Below are 17,998 nucleotides of genomic sequence, written 5' to 3' on the forward strand. Positions count from 1 at the left end.
GTCCACACCCCGGAGAGGAGACCGAGTGAGCGAGACCCCGAGGACCATCACGCGGCGTGCGGGGCACGTCGACGCGAGCGCCGGAACGCTGCTGCTGGAGCACACGGTGAAGGAGGTCTTCGAGGGGGCCGCCGGGCTGGCGCACACCGCGAACTTCATCGACGGCATGTTCCGGTTCGCGGTGGAGGACGCGGACCTGGCACCGGAGGACAGGAGGCTCCACGAGCAGATCGGCGGCCGGCTCGGCCCGACCTTCGCCAAGATCGACTCGTGGACGGCGCCGCTGGACAGCGGACGGCTCATCCGCCTGGTCGTGTCCTGCGACACCGGAGGCGTCTACTACATCTCGCTCCGTCCGGGGGAGACCCAGTTCGGCGTCGCGCGGGAGGGCGCGCCGGTCGAGACCGGCGACCGGCAGATGGCGCAGATCTCCGACCGGGTGCGCGAGCTCTACTCGCTGGGCCCCGAGAACCTCGGCGGCTACGGCACCTACGTCCCGGCGCTCCCGGACGTCCCCGAACCGGCGCCCGTCCTGTTCGAGGCCCCGGGCGCCGACGCCCGCCTGGTGGAGCTCGCCCGGCGGCGGGTCTCCCCGCTCGACCTGCACTACGTCTCGGGCCACCGCGGCGGCGAGCACCTTTTCAGCACCGACGTCCTCACCGACGACAGCCTCGGCACGTACTTCCGCAAGGTGTCGGTCGCCGAGCACAGGAAGCGCTACGAGGAGATCTTCCTCTACTCGCGGGAGCTCGTCCGTTCCCTGACGTACCGGCTCAGGCCCGCTCTGCGAGGGCGCCTGACCCGGCTCGTCATGGACGTCGAGCAGGGGGCGCTGTACTACCGGTGCCTGCCGGACGACCTGGCGCTCTTCGGGGTCACCCTGCGCCAGAACAACGTGTGGGACGCCGACAGGCGCCTGGAGACGATCATCGAGAAGTACACCGGCGGCTGACGCCCGTCAGGCGGGAGAGGGGCCCGGCACGGCGCCGGGCGGCGGGCCGGAACCGCCGGCCGCGTCGTCGGCGGCGCCGAGGACGTTGCGCTTGACGCTGCCGCTCAGCCCGCCCAGGCTGTCCACGATCGCGACCTGGGCGACCGAGCCGCTCAGGCCGGGGACCGCGTCGTCGGACAGGCTGCCGAGCTGGCTCAGCGCCGACAGCGGCACGGCGTCGTAGCTGGCGTCGAACGCCTCGCACAGCCGGTCCAGGCGCGCCCGGTCGTCGGCGGTGGGGCCGGGCCGGGACCGCACGCCGGCCAGCCAGCCGGCGACCGACTCCTCGAACGAGGCCACGAGCCGCCGCAGCACCACGCTCACCCCGATCGCCTCGAAGATCTCGTAGCGGCGCAGCCGGTAGCCGAGCATGGCGCCGGCGGTGGCGGCGTCGTCCCGGGACAGGTCGAAGGAGCGCCCGATGTAGGCGTCGACGTCGTCGATCGCGGCGAGGGATTCGCGCGCGCGGGCGAAGACCCGGACCACGGCGTCAGGCAGCCCCCGTCCGGGCGGCTCGGGCTCGGCGGCGGCTCCGGCGGGCCCCGCGGGCTGGTGCGTCAGGTCCCTCCTGATCGCCTGGAGCTGCCGGTCGGCCTGCTGGCGGATCTGCTCCACCTGGCTCTGCAGGTTGAGGAGGTGGTCGTGCGACGCGGTCACCTGCCGCCTGATCCGCTCCATCGAGTCGTGGATCACCGCGATGTCGTCGCCGGAGGCGGCGGGGCCCGCGCGGGGACCGATGATCTCCCGGTTCAGCTCGTCGAGGCGGGCGGTGAGGACGTCGTTGAACCGGTCGGCGAGGTACACGATCGGCGGGGCGCCGCACGCCTGGGTCAGGGAGGGGCGGATCTCCTCACTGAGGAACCCCGTCACCACGACGACGCGGCGCTTCGGGCTGTTGCTGCGGATGGCCCGGACGCGGCCGATCAGCGACTCGGCCTCGTCGGCCTGCACCAGCGGCGCGCTTACCACGATCGCGCAGCCCGCTCGGTCCTGCCCGGGGGGCATCGGGATCCAGAAGTCGGGCCGCTCGCGCTCCGGCAGCAGGGGATAGCTCGTCTCGGCCGGCCAGCCGCGGCCGTTGAGGATCTCCGAGACGTTCGAGAGGAGGTCGTCCAGCGACACGACGTAGCCGAGGTTCTCCTGCCGCGCCGCCGTGTGGACGGCGGGCGCGTCCACCCGCGCGGGCGGCACGGTGACCTGGAAGCTGCGATAGCAGAGCCTGACGACCTGCCGGGGGCTGCCGCCGGTGAGGCGGTGGATCGCGTCGCAGGCCGACTGCTCGAACGGTTCGAGCACGCCGCCCTGGCGGAGCCGGACGTACTCGGCGATCTGCCCGCCGTCGAGGGGGGACGGCGAGATGCGGGTGCGTATCCGGGACTTGACGTCCTTGGGGAGCTGGTCGAGGTACTCGGGCAGACCGCCGAGGACGAGGAGCCCGCCGCTCTCCACGAACGTGCGCAGCAGCTTGTGGAACGATTTCAGGGTGTCCGCCGTGTTCGCCATGTCGGGCAAAAGCGGGTCGGGACGGCCGAGGAGCTTCTCGATGTCGTCGATGACGAGCGCGAAGTGCAGCCCCTGGCGTCCGTAGAGGCTGGTGAGCGCGCCCATGCAGTCCAGCATCTGGGCGTTGGTCGACAGGGCCCCGGTGATGCCCTGCTCCTGGAGGCGGGCGTCGGGCGGCGCGCCGCTCGCGAGCCAGTCCATCACCGCGAGGGCGAGCTGCACGTCGGCCAGCAGGGCGAAGGCGGTGCCGAACTGCTTGTTCCCGGTGACCTGCCAGAGCCGCTCCTGGAGCTGCCTCGGCACCCTGGCGGCCAGCCCGGCCTGCCGCGCGACGGTCCGGGGGTCGAGCCCGGGGTCGCGGCTCTCCAGCGCCGCCGCCTGTTCGGCCAGGTGGGGGAAGTCGATCCGGAGCCGCTCGGCGACCACGTCGGCGTAGTAGCCGAGGGCGACGTCCTTGAGCTCGTCGGGGTGGAACCTGGTGATGAAGGAGGCCCGGTACAGCGTGCCGAAGTCGGAGGCCTGCGCCGACAGGTAGATGATCTTGCGCGGGATCGCGGCGCCGGGCGGCGGGTGGCGTAACCGGTGGATCAGGGTGTTGAGCAGGTGCGTCTTGCCGGTGCCCGCCTCGCCGGAGACGGCGATGACCTCGCCGTTCGCGCCGGTGGAGGACGCCCGCACCGCCTCGTCGTCGGTCAGTTCCCGCGGGTCGACGGCCGCGGCCTCGCCGCCGCGCCGGCCGGGGCCCTGCTGGGAGCGGACGTCGCGCCAGAGGATCAGGCTCCGCGCGAGGTAGTCGTCGACCACGCGCCGCACGGTGAGGATCGCCGGGGTGTCGAGGCTGGCCACCTCTCCCGGCAGTTCGCCCAGCATCGCGGACGCCCCGGGAGGGAAGGGATTGCGCCGTGCCGCCGGTGACGGCTCATGATCAGCAGTCATGAGGAGCCCGTTTCTTCGCTCGGCGGGGCCAGGATGAACTGGGACGCCAGATCACTGTAACTCACATCGCGGGGGCTGTCAGCCCTGATGATCTGTTCGAAGATCTCCACCAAGCCGTCGACCAGCAGCCTTATCGTCATGCGCCCGTCATAGGCGGTCATAATCGCCTTGATATGGTCTTCCCGAATATTCAGTGATTCGCGACAGTCCGTTTTCTGGTAGAGGCGCCGCCGGACGAATTCCCAGCCGTCCTCGACGGACAGCGGGCGGGGACGCAGCGGGACGACGGAGAGGTTGCCGTCGAACGGCGGGTGCTCCTGGTCGGCGTCCTCGTCCTCGAGCTCCGCGAAGAACAGCATGCAGGGCTGGACGACGTCGGCGTAGAACCGCACGTCCTGCAGGCTCGTGGACCGCGGGAGGAGGACCATGACCAGCGGCTCGTCGCCGTCGGAGCCCAGGCCGATCTCGGACAGCACGGCGGCCGCCTCGGCCTTCGCCCGCTCCGCGGTGAGGCCCTCCTGCTCCTTGAGCCGGCCCACCTCCACGATCACGCTCTGGAGGCGGTCCAGCCGGCTCCGGTTCTCCGAGAAGTGCCGGCTCTGCATCAGTTCCCAGCAGATCTTGAACACCAGTCCCAGCATCCGCCGCTGCGGCGTCCTGACCGATCCGGTCAGCGATCTCTCGTCGATGACCCGCAGCTCGACCGGTCCGGCGAGTTCCTTCAGGAAATGGGCGCACCTGCAGATGAGGGACGTCTTGCCCGTGCCCTGCATCCCGTGGACGAAGACGAGATGACCCCTGTCGCGGATCATTTCGATGTCGTCCAGTTCGCGTTTGAACGCCGAGAAGCACGTGGTGAACGAGCGGGTCTCCACGTAGTAGCCCGCGTGCTTGCCGACGCGGTGGGGCTCCAGGGCGAGGGGCGGCCTGTCGGCGTACCGGACCAGACGCAGCGGATTGCCGTCCGAGAGGCGCCCGTTTCCCTGCCGCGCGCCGCCCGTCACGAGGGCACCTTCTGCCAGAGCACGAACCAGCGGAGGACCGGCGGCCGCCACGGGTGCTCCAGAGCGCGCGCGGTGCCGCCTACCTGGGCGTCGATCCGGTGGACGAGGGCGACCACCGTCGCGTGCCTGGTCTCTCTGTCCTCGTCGCTCAGGCCGTCCCACCCCGCGACGAAGGCGGTCTCCAGCTCGTCCGGGGCGAGCGCGGCGAGCACCGGCGACAGGGTGCGCCAGCAGGGGTGGCGGGCCTTGATCTCCTCCAGGCGGAGCGCCAGCGCCCGCGCGGAGTCGCGCAGGGCCTGGGGGGACGGCAGCCCGGCCTTCCCGCGGCGCTCGGCATAATCGCTCGCCGCGGCGAGGAATTCCCGGCCCAGCCTCCGGAGTTCGAGCCCCTCCCTGCGGCCGCGGTCCACGGCCGCCCGCCATTCGGTGGTGAAGAGGGTGAGCAGGGCACCCACCAGGAGCGGACCGATAACCTTTCCGGCCGACACCCAGGCCGGTGTCCCCTTCTTCTCCTTCTCCCGCGCAACGGTCTGGGCCGCGATCAGGGCGTCACAGGCGCGGTCGAATTCCGTTTTGTGACGTACGGCCCAAGCCTGTAGTTCGGCGGCACTGGGAGTGCGAGCGGCCGGAGTCGGCCACGGCGACGCCCCGGGCGAAACCGGCGGGGCGGGCGAGGCGGTGGGGACCGGAGTCCTCGGCGGTGTGCCGGTGGGCGCCGGTGCGGGCGCGGCTCCCGGGACGGGGAGCCCGAGCGCCATGAGGGCGGTGGCCATCTGGCCGGGGCGGGACAGGCAGTACACGGTGGCGGCCTCCCGCCGGTCCCCTGTTCCGGGCGACGCCGCGGATAAGGGCGGTGGAACGTCCGATAACGAGGGAGAGATTTCCGCGGCCGCGCCGAAGGGGCGGCTCGCGCACCCGATGAGCAGCAGACCGGCCGTGCAGAAGAACAGCCTGCGAACACTCATTGATCGTCCTCCGCGGCCAGAATAGCGCGCCGGCGCCGTCCGCCGGGGACAATGCCACGGACTCGCCACCGGACGGCAAGGGGCCCGACGCGCGGCGGGCGCGCGCGGGACGGCCCGGCGACGTTTAACGATCACGGGATGCGGACTAAAATGCTGGTGATGGGGTGTTCGGCGAAAGGCCGGCCTTTATGACGTTGATGAATCATTCCTTTTCCGGTGCCGATTTCGACTCGCTCGCCTCGGGAATGGCGTCGTCCGGTGCGATCGAATCGCTGGGAGCGATCCAGCACAGCCGGAACCTGCTGCTGCTGCGCTCCGTGGTGGACGCCGCCCGCCGGACCGGTCACCCGGAGGCGGAGGCGGCCCGGCACGGCTTCGAGCAGCTGATGGAGCTGAAGCGGCGCGTCCCGGGCGCCGCCGCGGCGGTCATCACGCACCCCTCGACCGGCGGGTGGGGCCTGCACACGCTGCGCGTCCTCCAGGGCGGGGCCCCCGGCGAACCGGCCGGCGCGCGTCCCGCGCAGCTCGCGGGGATGGCGGCGGCCGCGGCGGTGCGCGGGCGCTGCGCGGGGACGTTCACCGTTCCGGTCTCCCGCGGAGTGGTGACCCTGCCCTCGGTGGGCGTTCTCACGGCGCCCGAGGACGCCGGGACGGTGCGGATCGTCCATGACGGCCGCGAGGTCGTCGCCACGGCCGGGCGGACGAGCTCGCCGATCCCCGCTGACGGGGCCCCGGACGCGCCGGGCTGGCGGGGGCTGCGCACCCTGCGCGCGCCGGCCGCCGGACGGGCCGAGATCGAGCTCCTTCTCGACGATGTGGACCCGTTCCGCTTCCCCGACGCGTCGTCCGACGGGGCCGGGCGACTCTCCGAGGCCGCCGTCGCCGAGCTGGAGCGGACGCTCGGCGAGACCTGGGAGCTGCTGACGCGCCATCACGGCTCCAGCGCGCGCGAGTTGTCCGGCACGGTGTCCACGCTCACGCCACTGCGCTCCCCCATCGGCACGTTCCGCAGCGCCACCTCACGGGAGCACTACGGCTGCGTCGCGCTGTCCCTGCCGGTCGACCCGACGCAGCTCGCGGTCACGCTCGTCCACGAGGCCCAGCACGGCAAGCTGGCGGCGGTCATGGACGCGGTGAAGCTGCTGCCCGGGGACGACGACCGCCGGTACTACGCCCCCTGGCGCCCCGACCCGCGGCCGTTCTCCGGGCTGCTGCACGGCACCTACGCCTTCCTCGGCGTCGTGCGGTTCTGGCGGCGGCAGCGCTGGCTGGAGCGGGGCGAGCACGCCATGGCGGCGCATCTGGAGTACGCGCACTGGCGCGAGGCGGTGCGGCTCGGGCTCGTCCAGCTCTGCTCCCACGACCGCCTGCCCGCGCTCACCGTGCGGTTCGTCCAGGGCATGCGGCACGTGCTGGACCAGTGGCGGGCCGAGCCGGTCCCCGGGCCGGCCGCCGCGCTGGCGGCGCGGCGGTTCGACGCGCACCGCGAGCGCTGGATCGCCGCCAACGGGCCGTTGCCCGGCTGCCTGCGGACGGTGCGCGACCTGCCGGATCCGGTCGCGTGAGCCCGCCCGCGGCACGGGAGGCGCTGCCCTTCCGGGAGTTCATCCTCAAGATCCACAGCCGCTGCAACCTGGCCTGCGACTACTGCTACGTGTACGAGATGGGCGACCGGAGCTGGCGTGACCGCCCGGTCACGATGCCGTCCGAGGTGGTCGACGCCGCCGCCCGGCGCATCGGTGACCACGTCCGCGCGCACGCGATTCCCGACGTCGACATCGTGCTGCACGGGGGCGAGCCGCTGCTGGCGGCACCGTCCCTCATCGAGCGGGTCGTCCGGTCGGTGAGCGCCGAAGGCGTGTCGGCGTCGTTCTTCGTGCAGACGAACGGCACCCGGCTGACCGAAGACCGTCTCGCCCAGCTCGACCGGCTCGGCGTCCGGATCGGTGTGAGCATGGACGGCGACGCCGCCGCCCAGGACAGGCACCGCCGCCTGCCGGACGGCCGAGGCAGCCACGCCTCGGTGGCGGCCGCGCTGGACGCCCTGGCCGCCGGCCCGTACCGGCACCTGTTCTCCGGCATCCTCTGCACGATCGACCTCCGCAACGACCCGGTCGCGACCTACGAGGCGCTGCTGCGCCACCGCCCGCCCCGCGTCGACTTCCTGCTCCCGCACGGGAACTGGTCGGCGCCTCCCCCGGGGCGCGCCGAGGGGTCGCCCGCCACGCCGTACGCCGACTGGCTCATCGCGATCTTCGACCGCTGGTACGGCGCGGCGGAGCCCCCGGCGGACGTCCGGACGTTCAGCGACCTGCTCACCCTGCTGCTCGGCGGGACCGTCGGCAACGAGGCGCTCGGGCTCGGCCCCGTGCGGTACGCCGTCATCGAGACCGACGGCGCGATCGAGCATTCCGACCTGCTCAAGCCCTTGACCGCGGCGCCCGCCGGCACCGGCCTGAACGTCCTGCGCGACTCCCTGGACGCGGCGCGCGCACTGCCGGCCGCCGTCGAGCGGCAGCGCGGCGCGGCGGCCCTGTGCGAGCGGTGCCGGGCCTGCCGGTTCGTCGCGGTGTGCGGAGCGGGCCTCCAGGCCCACCGCTACCGGCACGGGACGGGCCTGGACAATCCCACGGTCTACTGTCCGGACATGATCCGTCTCATCGGGTACGTGCGCGACCGCGTGGCCGCGGACCTGGCGACCGCGACCCGCCCCTCCGAGGGCGGCCCCGCGGCTTGAGGGCGCGTCCGTCACCCTCGATCCCGGCCTCGCCCGTTCACCGAACTTAGTTCGGCATTGACCCACTCTTTGGCCATATAGCCGTTTTGGGTAACGCTCCGGGAGCATCATCCGCAGGTCAGCCGACGCAGGGCATGGGGGGCATCGTGAGTCAGGACGACAGGCGAGGAGCCGAGCAGGCCGCGGTCGGGACGAGGCGCAAGCGGGGCGCCGACGGGGGGTCCAGCGAACTGATCACGTCCAGCGGCAGCACCAGGATCGCCGACGACGTGGTGGCGAAGATCGCCACGATGGCCGCCCGGCAGGTCGGCGGCGTGTACGAGATGGGCGCGGGCATGTCCCGGACGATCGGATCGGTCCGGGAGCGGATCCCGGGCGTGACGGCCGACAGCACCCAGGGCGTGGCCGTGCAGGTCGGTGAGCGTCAGGCGGCCGTCGACATCGATCTCGTCGTGGAGTACGGGCTGTCCATCCCGGACCTGGCCGCCGCCGTGCGCACCAACGTCGCCAACGAGATCGAGCACATGTGCGGCCTGGAGGTCGTCGAGGTGAACATCACCGTGGACGACGTCCACGTGGCCGGCGAGGAGCCTCCGGAGCCGCAGCGCGAGGAGTCCCGAGTCCGATGATCTCCTGGACGGACGTGGCGGGCGCGTCCCGCCCCGCCCCGCCCGGCCGGCCGTTCGCGGCCGGCGGCACGGGTTGGGGCGAGCCCGGATTCGCCGCCGAGGCGTCGCGGCCGGACGTCCCGCCGGGCGGGAGGACGTCCGCGGGGACCGGCGGGGCCGGCGCCCGGCCGGACGCGGCGCCCGGCCGCCGGGAGCCGCTCGCCGACCTGGCGGAGCGGATCGGCGCGGCGGCCATGGCGTGCCCGGACGTCCAGGGGCTCACGGCCGGTCCGCGGGGCTGGATCGCGACCTACCGCGCCGGGCCCCCCTACGCGGGGGTCGCGGTGCACGACGCGGTGGTCGAGGTGGGGGTGGTCGTCCGGTACGGGCGGCCCTTCGCCGAGATCGCCGAGGACGTACGGCGTCTGGTGCGCCCGCTCGCCGGCCGGCGGACGGTGGACGTGGTGATCGGGGACGTGGCCGATGGCGGCTGAGAGCCCCGCCGAGCCGAGAGGATGATCGAGATGGATGTGCGAGTGCCGTGGCCCGTGATCGGCCTGGTCGTCGGGCTGGCACTGGGGTTCGCCGGGGCGTTCGGCGGCGCCGGCGCGTTCTTCCTCGTCCTGTTCCTCGGCGCGCTCGGCTTCGTGGTCGGCCGGGTCATCGAGGGCAGCCTCGACCTCGGGCAGATCTTCTCGACGGGCCGCACGGGGCGGCGGCCGCGATGACCGCGGACGAGCGGGGCAGGACGACGATCCGCGAACGGTCCGTCGCGCGCATCGTCGCGGAGGCCGCGCAGGACGTCGAGGCGTCCGGCGGGCTGGGCCGGACCATCGCCGGCGTGCCGATCCCCGGGCGGGGGCCCGCCCGCACGGAGGTGCGGGTGCACGGCGACATCGTCACGGCCAAGGTGGCGCTGTCGGTGGCCTACCCGATGCCGGTCCGCGCGGTCGCCCGCGAGGTGCGCCAGAGGGTGCGCGAGCGGGTGGCGGAGTTGACCGGTCTCACCGTCGGGCAGGTGGACATCGAGGTGGCCGAACTCGGGCGGCCCTCCGCGGGCGAGAGGACCGTGCTGTGACCGCCCACGCCGGGGCGCGGCCCGCCACGGAGCCGAGCACGCGGGCGGCCGGTGCGCGCAAGGCCGACCGGGCGACCAGGCACACGTTCCGCTCGCAGCGGGTGCTTCCGGCCCTCGCCGCCGCGCTGCTGATGACGGCGGCCGGCGTGCTGACGGCGATCGAGGTCATCTCGGCGGCCCTGGGCCACCCGGCGCGCATCTTCCCCTACGGGTGGGTGCGGGACGCGAACTGGGACGGTGTGCAGGCGCGCGCGGTCTTCGCCGCCCTGGCGCTGATCGGCGTGTGGTTCGTGCTGGCCGCCGTGCTGCCGGGCAGGTCGCGGATCGTCCCGCTGCACGGGCGGGATCCGAGCCTGATGATGGGCGTGAGCAGGCGTGGGCTCAAGCGTTCCGTCGCCGCCGCGGCCGAAGGCGCGCCGGGGGTGTCGGGCGTCAGCAGGGTCCGGCTGGGGCGCCGGCGGGTGCGGGTGGTCGCGAAGACGCCCGTGCGCGAGCCCACGGGCCTGGACGCGGAGATCACCAGGGCGGTGCGGGAGCGGCTCGACCGGCTCGACCCCCTCCCCGCCCGCTCCGTCGTGGTGCGCATGAAGCACCGGGAGGCCTGATGGACCGCCGCAACGCGCACGTCAACCGCACGGGCCTGGTGATCCTCGGCCTCGTCCTCGCCGCCGCCGGGGGGCTCGGCCTCGCGCGCGGCCTGGGCGCCTTCGGGAAGGCCCGGGCCTCCGGCCCCGTGCTCACCGCGGAGGCGCGCCGCTTCGCCGACGGCCACGGCTGGTTCTGGCCCGCCGTCGCCGCGGTGGCCGTCGTCCTGGCGCTGCTGGGGCTGTCCTGGATGCTCGCCCAACTCCGTTCGAGCCGGGTGCGGGGTCTCTCGCTGGAGCCGGACATCAGGGCCGGCGCGACGCGGGTGGAGGCCAAGGCCGTCACGGACGCGCTGGAGGCCGAGATCGGCGAGTACCCGGGAGTGCGCAGGGCGCGGGCGCTGCTGGTCCGCTCGTCCCAGGGGGCGGGGCTGCGGCTGAGCATCCTCTACGGGCAGGAGGCGGATCCCGCCGAGCTGCGGCGCCGCATCCAGGACGAGGCCCTCCCGCGGCTCCACGCCGCGCTCGAACGCGAGTCGATTCCCACGGTGGTGCGGCTCAGGCTGACACCCCGCGAGCAGCCCGCGACGGTCGTCTGACGGAAGCCGCTTTCCTCCGGGCGGCTCGGTGATGACCGCCGGGAACATTTGTCCAAGACCGGTGGGCGACCGCCCGTGCATGGTCTCCGTATGACACAGTTCGACGTCGAGCAGTCGCACGGGATGCACGTGGTGCACGACGGGCCGCGGGAGGCGCCGCCTCTGCTGCTCATCCACGGATCGGGGGCCTCGGGCGGCACCTGGAATCCGATGATCCCGGCGCTCGCCGCCCACCGCCGCGTCGTCCGGGTCGACCTGCCCGGCTGCGGACAGTCCCCGCCCGCGCCGTCCTACGACGTGCCCGACCAGGCGGACCGCGTGGCCGCGCTGCTGGACGATCTCGGGATCCGCGACGCGGACGTGGCCGGGCACTCCAGCGGCGGCTACGTCGCCACCGCGCTCGCCGAGCGGCGCCCCGGCCTCGTGGGCTCGCTCACGCTGATCAGCACCGGTCCGGATCTCGACGCGCTGCTCCGGCAGCCGCCGCTCATCCGGGCCCTGCTGTCCCCGCCGCTCGGGCCGCTGCTGTGGGCGAGGCGCTCGGACGCGCTGATCCGCCGCGGCATCGCCGCGACGGCCGCGGGCCCGGTGGACGTCCCGGACGACCTGGTCACCGGCGTGCGGGCCATCACCTACCGGGCTATGAGGACGGTACTGCGCCGCAACACCGCCTACCTCGCCGAGCGGAGCGTGCCCGAGCGGCTCGCCGCCCTCCGGGTCCCGCTGCTGGTGATCTTCGGTGCGGCCGACCCCCGCTGGGACCCCTCGTCGGCGCACCGGTACGGGGCGGTGCCGGACGCGCGGATCGAGATGCTGCCCGGCGTGGGCCACCTGCCCGTGCTCGAAGCGCCCGGGGCGACCGCCGAACTGCTGCTGGACTTCACGGCGGCGGCCCGCTGACGCCACCGGCCTAGAATGAACACGTGCCGCCGACCGGGACGCCACCCGACTGGACGGCGGTGGACATCGCCGTCCCCGCCCCGTCCGTCCGGCTGCCGGGGGTCGCCATGGCCGGGTTCCGGCAGCGTCTCCCCGCGCCCATGGACATCGCGATGGTCGCGCACCCTTCCGTCACCCTGCTCATCGACCTGAGCGACGGGGAAGGCATCGTCTACGGCACCCCGGGCCTGCGCCGGCGCGGCAGCTTCGTCGCCGGGCTCCTTCCGGGCGAACTCCGTACGGGCGGGCAGGTGGGCGAGTGCCTCCAGATCCGGCTGGGGCCGGTCGCGGCGGCCGCGGTGCTCGGCCCGTCGGCCGAGCTCACCGGGACGGTCGCGTCCCTGGAGGACGTCTGGGGCCGCGACGCCGCCCGGGTGGAGGACAGGCTGCGCGCCGCGGCCTCATGGGACGAGCGGTTCACGATCGCGGCGGACGTCCTCGGCCGGCGGCCGGGGGCCCGGACGCCGGTCGACCCGGAGGTCGCCCGCACCTGGCGGCGGACGCTCGCCGGCCGGGGGCGGGTCCGGGTCGACGGCCTGGCCGGCGAGGTCGGCTGGAGCCGCAAGCGCCTCTGGTCACGCTTCCGCGCCCAGCTCGGCATCACGCCCAAACGCGCCGCCCGGCTCGTGCGCTTCGACCGCGCCGCCTACCTTCTCGCGGCGGGCCACGCGGCGGCCGGAGTCGCCGCCGAGTGCGGCTACGCCGACCAGTCCCACCTGCACCGCGAGGTCAGGACGTTCGCCGGGCTCACCCCCGCGGGCGTGGCCGCCGCGCCGTGGCTCGCGATCGACGACGTCGCCTGGCCGGCTTCCTGGCCGACCCGGATCCCCGCGCGGAACGGCGAACGCCTCCTTCGCTGAACGCGCCGCGTCAGGGCGGGCCGTCCAGAAGGCCGGACTCGCGGGCCTTGGCGGCGGCCTGGGTGCGGGACGCGGCGCCGAGCTTGGTGAGGATCCTGGTGACGTGGGTGGCGACGGTGTTGGCGGAGATGAAGAGTGCCGCGGCGATCTGCTGGTTCGTCCGTCCGCCCGCGAGGAGGCGCAGGACGTCGAGTTCGCGCGGGGTCAGGCCGAAGGCGTGATCGGGCGTGCCGCCCTCGGCGTCGGTGAGGCGGCCGCGGGCCGCGAGGTCGTCGATGCGCGCCCGCAGCGGCGCGGCCCCCAGGTCGGCGGCGATGGCGCGCGCCTCGCGCAGCCGGGACCGGGCGCCGGGACGGTTGTTCGACGCGAGCGCGACGGCCGCGGCCTCCGCCAGCACCGCGGCGGTCTCGTGGCGGTTGCCGAGGTCGCGCCAGGCCGCGGCCGCCGCGTCATGGGCGGGCAGTTCACCGCTCCCCGTCAGCGCGCGGAAGGTGAGGCGGAGGGCGTCGATCACCGGTGTGGTGGTGCGCACCGAGCCGAGCATGCGGGCGAGGTCCGCGAGCCGCTCCGCGGTCTCGGCCTGGACCCGCCGGTTCCGGGGCGCGGCCGCGCGCCGGGCCCGTTGCACGCGTGCGCCGAGCACCGCGAGCCGTGCCGTCTCCTGCGGCGGCCAGGCGTCCGGCGCCTTCGCCAGGTGCTCGCCCACGATGTGGTCCGCCGCGTCGAGGTCGCCCTCGTCGAGCGCGCGGGCGAGGCGCAGCAGGGCCAGCCAGGCCTTCGCCTCCGCCGCGCCGACGGTGTGCACGGCGAACTCGGTGATCTGGCGCAGGAGCGTCCCGCCGAGCTCGGTCTGACCGCGCCGGTGCGCGATGTCGGCGGCGATCAGGCGCAGGTACGCGACGTACAGCGGTGGCGGCGCCAGGGCGAGGGCCTCGTCGACGACGTGCAGGGCCTCGTCCCAGCGCCCCAGGAACAGCAGGGGGACGCCGCGGGCGTTGGCGAGCATGCTGCCGCGGGACCGGGCCTGGCCGAGCCGTCCGGCGGCCGACTGGCCGGTGCGGGCGAGTTCGACGGCCTCCTCGTACCGCCCGGCGTCGCACAGGAAGGTCGACTCCCACTGGAAGGTGGTCAGGAACGTGTGCGCGTCACCGGCCGCGTCGGCGGCGCGGCGGGCCTCGGTGAAGGCGCCCGCCGCCTGGTCCAGGTCACCGTGCGTGCCGTGGAGCGCGCCCAGCACCAGCAGGGCGGGCGCGCGCAGGGCGTCGTCGCCGAGGCGGTCGGCGATGTCCAGGGCCTGCGTGGCGTGCCCCCGGCAGTCGTCGAGGTCGAGCGCCATGAACTCCACGAACGCCAGGGCCGACAGCAGCCGGGCGCGCAGCTCCCGCGACGCCCCGGGCGGCGCCAGCGCGACCGCCCGGCGCAGGTCGTCGCGTCCCCCGCCGTCGATGCGGCTCTGCAGCCGGCCGCGCAGGCCGAGCAGCCTGGCCGCCCGCTCCGGTTCCACCGCCGGGTCCACCTCGTCCAGCGCCGCGGTGCCGTACGCGACGCCGGCGCCCGACCTGCCCGCGTTGAACGCCGCCGAGGCCGCGCGTTCCAGCACGACCGTCCGGCCGGCGCCGATGGCCTCGGCCGGCTCCGGCACCTTCGGCCAGTGCTCCAGGACGAGCCCCAGCAGGTGGAGCTGCTCGTCGTAGGCGTTCTGGCGGCCGGCGCGCTCGGCGGCGCGCCACGCGGCGGGCAGCGCCCGCTCGAACTCGCCCGCCGCCGTCCAGTGCTGGGCCAGGGCCGTGGCGCTCACGTTGGGGTCGGCGGGGGCGCGGTCGGCGAGAGCGGCGGCGTACCGGGCGTGCATGCGCCGCCGCCGGGGCGGCGGCAACGCGTCGTACACCGCCTCGCGGATGAGGTCGTGGCGGATCGCGTACCCGTTCTCCCGCGCCACCACCAGCTCCCGTTCGGTCAGGTCGCCGAGGGCGTCCCCGAGCTCGCGGGCGGGCCCTCCGGCGACCGCGCGGACGAGGTCGTCGTCCAGCTCGGCGCCCGCCACCGCCATGGCCTCCAGCGCCTCGCGGGCCGGGTCCGGCAGGTCGGTGACGCGGGCGAGCAGGAGCGTGCGCAGGTCGCCCGGCGGCGTCTCGCCCGCGGTGCTCAGCGCCTCGACGAACAGCGGGTTGCCGCCGCTGCGCCGGTGGACGCGGACGCTGCGCGCCGGGTCGGGCGGCCGCCCGTCCACGGCCGCCAGGAGCGCGGTGACGTGCCGGGGCTCCAGCGGGCCGAGGACGACGTGCGCCACCGCGCCGCCGCGGGCCAGCTCGGCCAGCGTCCGCCGGTTCGGATGCCGGGCGGCCAGTTCGCCGGTGCGGACGGTGCCGACCAGCAGCACCGCGGCGCCCGCCAGGTTGCGGGCCAGGTAGGCGAACATCTCGCGGCTCGACGCGTCCGCCCAGTGGAGGTCCTCGACCAGCACGACGACGGGCCGTGCCTCCGCCGCCCGGGCCAGCAGCGTCAGCATCTCCTCCAGCAGCCTGGCCGGCCCGTACCGCGCGGGCGCCGGGCCGAGGTCGGGCAGCAGGTCGCCGAGCGCGGCCCCGCCCGGCGGGAGCAGCGCCGCCACCCGGTCGCGGCCGAGGCGGCGCACCAGATCGCGCAGCACGGCGACGAACGGTACGTACGGGGCGCCCTCGGAGCCGAGTTCCAGGCATCCCCCGGACAGCACCAGCGGATCGCCGGGCAGCTCCCCCGTCGCCGTGGCCACCAGCCGCGACTTGCCGATGCCCGCCTCCCCGCCGACCAGGACGGTCGAGGGGCCGCCCGCCCGCGCCCTCTCGTAGGCCGCACGCAGCACGGCGATCTCGTCGTCCCGTCCGACCAGCACGGGGCTGACGACAGAACCGGTCATCGCCCCCTCCAAGCCCGGACCGGATGTCACCAACTCTGACGACGACAGCCTGCCATCGGTGCCGTCACTGTGAAGGGGTATTACCCACGACCGAAAAGGAACCGTCCGATGACGGGACAGAACGCCCATCGCACCGTCACCGCCAACATCACGCTGTCCCTGGACGGCCGGGTGAACGGCCCCGGCGGCGAGTACGACATGAGCTGGATCGTCCCCCACGCCACGACGTCCGCGTCCCGCGACCACATGGTGGCGGTCACCGGCACCGCCACCACCGCCCTGCTCGGCCGCAAGAACTTCGAGGGCTTCGCCGGGTTCTGGCCCGCCGTCGCCGACGACGAGAGCGCCGACCCGCGGGACCGGGAGTTCTCCCGCTGGCTCAACGCGGTCGAGAAGGTCGTCTTCTCCGGCACGCTCACGGAGGCCGCCTGGGACAACGCGCGCCTCGCCGGCACCGACCCCGTCACGGCGGTCAAGCGACTGCGCGAGCAGGAGGGCGGCGACATCATCGTGCTGGCCAGCTCCAGCGTGATCCGCGGCCTCCTCCAGGCGGGAGAGGTGGACCGGCTGAGCATCACGCTGTGCCCCGAGCTCGTCGGCGGCGGTGCCCGGCTGTTCCCCGACGGCCCGTCCGCGTCGTGGGCGCTCACCTCCAGCCAGGTCACCGAGAGTGGCGCGATCTGCCTGCTCTACGACCGGGCCGACCGCTGAACCGCATCCAACGCACGCACTCCAACATCAACGAAGGTGAAGACATGAGCAGGGTTTTCAGCGCCCACGCCGTCTCGGTGGACGGCTACATAAGCGGCCGCACCCCCGAAGGAGAGAGGGAACTCGACCGCGGTCTCGGTGACGCGCCGATGCTCTTCGACTGGTACTTCGACGGGGACACGCCGAGCGGCGAGTTCGACGGGTTCAAGCTGAGCGAGGAGAGCAGGCGCGTCTTCGACACTGCCGCGGCCCGCGTGGGAGCGGTGGTGGCGGGGCGCGTCACCTGGGAGCACTCCGGGCGCTGGGGAGGCGACGGCCCCCACCCGACGGCGCCGCTCTTCGTCCTCAGCCACGGGCCCGTTCCCGGAATCGGCGAGAAGCAGACCCTCGTCACCGGCGGGATCGAGGAAGCGATCGCCGCGGCGCGCGAGGCCGCAGGGGACAAGGACGTCGCTCTCATGGGCGGCGGGGTGCTGACCTCCGCGCTGGAGGCGGGCCTGGTCGACGAAGTGATCCTCCACCAGGTGCCCGTCCTGCTCGGCGGCGGACACGCCTTCTTCCGCGAGCTTCCCGGGCACGTGAGCCTCCGGCTGCTGGAGGCCGTCGCGGCTCCCGGCGTGACCCACCTCCGCTACGAGGTGGCCCGATGATCCTCGTCACCGGAGGGCTGGGCATGATCGGCGCCCACACCGCCCGCGCGCTCACCGACCTCGGGCACGAGGTCGTCGTCACCTCGCACCGCCGGAGCGAGGTCCCGTCCTTCCTCGCCGGACGGGTCACGGTGGAACACCTCGACGTCACCGACCGGGACGCCTTCCTCGGCCTCGCCGACCGCCACGACATCAGCGACATCGTCCATCTGGCAGGCAGCATCCCCGGCGACGACCCGGTCCGCTACTTCCGCACCGACACGACCGGCCTGCTCAACGCGCTGGACGCCGCCCGCGCCTGGGGCGTCCGCAGGTTCGCCGTCGCGAGCAGCCTCGGCGCGTACATCGGCCGTCCCGAGATCCCCTGGCGGGAGGAGCTCGCGCTCCCCACCGCGGACCTGCCGCACCTGATCATCGCCTTCAAGAAGGCCGTGGAGCCGCTCACCACGCACGCGCTCCAGGGCAGCGGCGTCCAGCCGGTCGTGCTCCGGATCGGGACCATCTGGGGGCCGCTCGTCGACCCGGAGTCGCCGTTCTTCCACGTCCCGCCGTACATCAGCGCGGTGCTCCGCGGCGAGCGGCCGGCGCCGCCGCACGCCGACGACGGGGGCGACTGCTGCTACGCGCCGGACGCCGGACGCGCGATCGCCCTGCTGATGGAGGCACCGACCCTGCGGCACGACACCTACAACGTCTCCAGCGGCCGTCCGTTCGCCAACCGCGAGTTCGCGGCCGCGCTCGAGGCGGTCACGCCCGGTCTGCGGCTCGACCTGCTGCCCGGACGGCGGAACGGGCCCGGCGAGGACCCCTACCTCGACATCGCCCGGCTCACCGCGGACACCGGCTTCACGCCGGAGTTCGACGTCGCCAAGGCGGTCGCCGACTACGTCGCCTGGCGCGCCGCCAACCCTCGCTGACGGCGGGGTCCGCCCTCCGT

At 74.3% G+C, this 17,998-nt stretch carries 18 protein-coding genes; 14 read left to right on the plus strand and 4 right to left on the minus strand.

The genetic code is table 11. The features are described from left to right. Nucleotides 1-25: 25 nt before the first annotated feature. Nucleotides 26-952, plus strand: coding sequence for a hypothetical protein (locus tag AB0C84_RS09155; protein ID WP_361063127.1), 927 nt, complete (start codon nt 26-28; stop codon nt 950-952). 6 nt (nt 953-958) lie between these two features. On the opposite strand, the gene AB0C84_RS09160 is transcribed toward AB0C84_RS09155, so the two are convergent. The 3 genes from AB0C84_RS09160 to AB0C84_RS09170 form a co-directional block, all read right to left on the minus strand. After that, nucleotides 959-3,364, minus strand: coding sequence for a hypothetical protein (locus AB0C84_RS09160; RefSeq protein ID WP_361063130.1), 2,406 nt, complete (start codon nt 3,362-3,364; stop codon nt 959-961). A 62-nt stretch (nt 3,365-3,426) separates the two neighbouring features. Beyond that, on the minus strand, nt 3,427-4,434 hold the full coding sequence (locus AB0C84_RS09165; protein WP_361063133.1) for a hypothetical protein: 1,008 nt from the start codon (nt 4,432-4,434) through the stop codon (nt 3,427-3,429). Further along, the gene (locus AB0C84_RS09170; protein WP_361063136.1) at nt 4,431-4,889 is read right to left on the minus strand and encodes a hypothetical protein; all 459 of its coding nucleotides are present in this window, start codon (nt 4,887-4,889) and stop codon (nt 4,431-4,433) included. The genes AB0C84_RS09165 and AB0C84_RS09170 overlap by 4 nt, the downstream gene beginning before the upstream one ends. A 707-nt stretch (nt 4,890-5,596) precedes the next feature. Between AB0C84_RS09170 and AB0C84_RS09175 the strand changes: the two genes are divergently transcribed. The 10 genes from AB0C84_RS09175 (at nt 5,597) to AB0C84_RS09220 (ending at nt 12,804) form a co-directional block, all read left to right on the plus strand. Continuing rightward, nucleotides 5,597-6,964 (plus strand): HEXXH motif domain-containing protein, encoded by a 1,368-nt coding sequence (locus AB0C84_RS09175; RefSeq protein ID WP_361063139.1) that lies wholly within the window; start codon nt 5,597-5,599, stop codon nt 6,962-6,964. Beyond that, a complete protein-coding gene (locus tag AB0C84_RS09180; protein ID WP_361063142.1) occupies nt 6,961-8,136 on the plus strand; it encodes an FxsB family cyclophane-forming radical SAM/SPASM peptide maturase in 1,176 nt (391 codons plus the stop codon). Before AB0C84_RS09175 ends, AB0C84_RS09180 begins: the two co-directional genes overlap by 4 nt. A 146-nt stretch (nt 8,137-8,282) precedes the next feature. After that, a complete protein-coding gene (locus tag AB0C84_RS09185; RefSeq protein ID WP_258944043.1) occupies nt 8,283-8,765 on the plus strand; it encodes an Asp23/Gls24 family envelope stress response protein in 483 nt (160 codons plus the stop codon). Next, nucleotides 8,762-9,238 carry a hypothetical protein gene (locus AB0C84_RS09190; RefSeq protein ID WP_361063145.1) on the plus strand — a complete coding sequence of 159 codons (477 nt, stop codon included), beginning with the start codon at nt 8,762-8,764 and terminating at the stop codon, nt 9,236-9,238. The genes AB0C84_RS09185 and AB0C84_RS09190 overlap by 4 nt, the downstream gene beginning before the upstream one ends. A gap of 30 nt (nt 9,239-9,268) precedes the next feature. Next, entirely contained in the window at nt 9,269-9,472 is a 204-nt protein-coding gene (locus AB0C84_RS09195; RefSeq protein WP_218905659.1) for a hypothetical protein, read from the plus strand. Next, nucleotides 9,469-9,822 carry an Asp23/Gls24 family envelope stress response protein gene (locus AB0C84_RS09200; protein ID WP_361063149.1) on the plus strand — a complete coding sequence of 118 codons (354 nt, stop codon included), beginning with the start codon at nt 9,469-9,471 and terminating at the stop codon, nt 9,820-9,822. The genes AB0C84_RS09195 and AB0C84_RS09200 overlap by 4 nt, the downstream gene beginning before the upstream one ends. Continuing rightward, complete coding sequence (locus AB0C84_RS09205) at nt 9,819-10,427, plus strand: DUF6286 domain-containing protein (RefSeq protein WP_361063152.1); 609 nt, start codon at nt 9,819-9,821, stop codon at nt 10,425-10,427. The genes AB0C84_RS09200 and AB0C84_RS09205 overlap by 4 nt, the downstream gene beginning before the upstream one ends. After that, nucleotides 10,427-11,005: an alkaline shock response membrane anchor protein AmaP gene (locus tag AB0C84_RS09210; RefSeq protein WP_179846834.1), complete on the plus strand. Its 579-nt coding sequence runs from the start codon at nt 10,427-10,429 to the stop codon at nt 11,003-11,005. Before AB0C84_RS09205 ends, AB0C84_RS09210 begins: the two co-directional genes overlap by 1 nt. A gap of 90 nt (nt 11,006-11,095) precedes the next feature. Continuing rightward, nucleotides 11,096-11,905 carry an alpha/beta fold hydrolase gene (locus AB0C84_RS09215; RefSeq protein WP_361063155.1) on the plus strand — a complete coding sequence of 270 codons (810 nt, stop codon included), beginning with the start codon at nt 11,096-11,098 and terminating at the stop codon, nt 11,903-11,905. Between the two features lie 23 nt (nt 11,906-11,928). Further along, nucleotides 11,929-12,804 carry a helix-turn-helix domain-containing protein gene (locus AB0C84_RS09220; protein ID WP_361063158.1) on the plus strand — a complete coding sequence of 292 codons (876 nt, stop codon included), beginning with the start codon at nt 11,929-11,931 and terminating at the stop codon, nt 12,802-12,804. A 10-nt stretch (nt 12,805-12,814) separates the two neighbouring features. Here AB0C84_RS09220 and AB0C84_RS09225 read toward each other — a convergent pair whose 3' ends face one another. After that, nucleotides 12,815-15,700 (minus strand): AAA family ATPase, encoded by a 2,886-nt coding sequence (locus tag AB0C84_RS09225; RefSeq protein ID WP_361063160.1) that lies wholly within the window; start codon nt 15,698-15,700, stop codon nt 12,815-12,817. Between the two features lie 108 nt (nt 15,701-15,808). Here AB0C84_RS09225 and AB0C84_RS09230 point away from each other — a divergent pair, with 108 nt between their 5' ends. Genes AB0C84_RS09230 through AB0C84_RS09240 form a run of 3 tightly spaced genes read left to right on the plus strand, consistent with a single transcriptional unit; the run spans nt 15,809 to nt 17,978 of the window. Further along, nucleotides 15,809-16,411: a dihydrofolate reductase family protein gene (locus tag AB0C84_RS09230; protein WP_361063163.1), complete on the plus strand. Its 603-nt coding sequence runs from the start codon at nt 15,809-15,811 to the stop codon at nt 16,409-16,411. Nucleotides 16,412-16,455: 44 nt separating this feature from the next. After that, nucleotides 16,456-17,061 (plus strand): dihydrofolate reductase family protein, encoded by a 606-nt coding sequence (locus tag AB0C84_RS09235; RefSeq protein WP_361063166.1) that lies wholly within the window; start codon nt 16,456-16,458, stop codon nt 17,059-17,061. After that, nucleotides 17,058-17,978 (plus strand): NAD(P)-dependent oxidoreductase, encoded by a 921-nt coding sequence (locus tag AB0C84_RS09240; RefSeq protein ID WP_361063169.1) that lies wholly within the window; start codon nt 17,058-17,060, stop codon nt 17,976-17,978. The genes AB0C84_RS09235 and AB0C84_RS09240 overlap by 4 nt, the downstream gene beginning before the upstream one ends. Nucleotides 17,979-17,998 lie beyond the last annotated feature (20 nt).

This window comes from Actinomadura sp. NPDC048955 (assembly GCF_040649435.1).
In the GTDB taxonomy this organism is placed as follows: Bacteria; Actinomycetota; Actinomycetes; order Streptosporangiales; family Streptosporangiaceae; genus Spirillospora; species Spirillospora luteofluorescens.

Coding starts and splice junctions, on each gene's coding strand:
- AB0C84_RS09240 (WP_361063169.1), top strand. CDS start 17,058: ATGATCCTCGTCACCGGAGGGCTGGGCATGATCGGCGCCCACACCGCC.
- AB0C84_RS09215 (WP_361063155.1), top strand. CDS start 11,096: ATGACACAGTTCGACGTCGAGCAGTCGCACGGGATGCACGTGGTGCAC.
- AB0C84_RS09160 (WP_361063130.1), bottom strand. CDS start 3,364: ATGCTGGGCGAACTGCCGGGAGAGGTGGCCAGCCTCGACACCCCGGCG.
- AB0C84_RS09190 (WP_361063145.1), top strand. CDS start 8,762: ATGATCTCCTGGACGGACGTGGCGGGCGCGTCCCGCCCCGCCCCGCCC.
- AB0C84_RS09210 (WP_179846834.1), top strand. CDS start 10,427: ATGGACCGCCGCAACGCGCACGTCAACCGCACGGGCCTGGTGATCCTC.
- AB0C84_RS09195 (WP_218905659.1), top strand. CDS start 9,269: ATGGATGTGCGAGTGCCGTGGCCCGTGATCGGCCTGGTCGTCGGGCTG.
- AB0C84_RS09225 (WP_361063160.1), bottom strand. CDS start 15,700: ATGACCGGTTCTGTCGTCAGCCCCGTGCTGGTCGGACGGGACGACGAG.
- AB0C84_RS09230 (WP_361063163.1), top strand. CDS start 15,809: ATGACGGGACAGAACGCCCATCGCACCGTCACCGCCAACATCACGCTG.
- AB0C84_RS09175 (WP_361063139.1), top strand. CDS start 5,597: ATGAATCATTCCTTTTCCGGTGCCGATTTCGACTCGCTCGCCTCGGGA.
- AB0C84_RS09200 (WP_361063149.1), top strand. CDS start 9,469: ATGACCGCGGACGAGCGGGGCAGGACGACGATCCGCGAACGGTCCGTC.
- AB0C84_RS09235 (WP_361063166.1), top strand. CDS start 16,456: ATGAGCAGGGTTTTCAGCGCCCACGCCGTCTCGGTGGACGGCTACATA.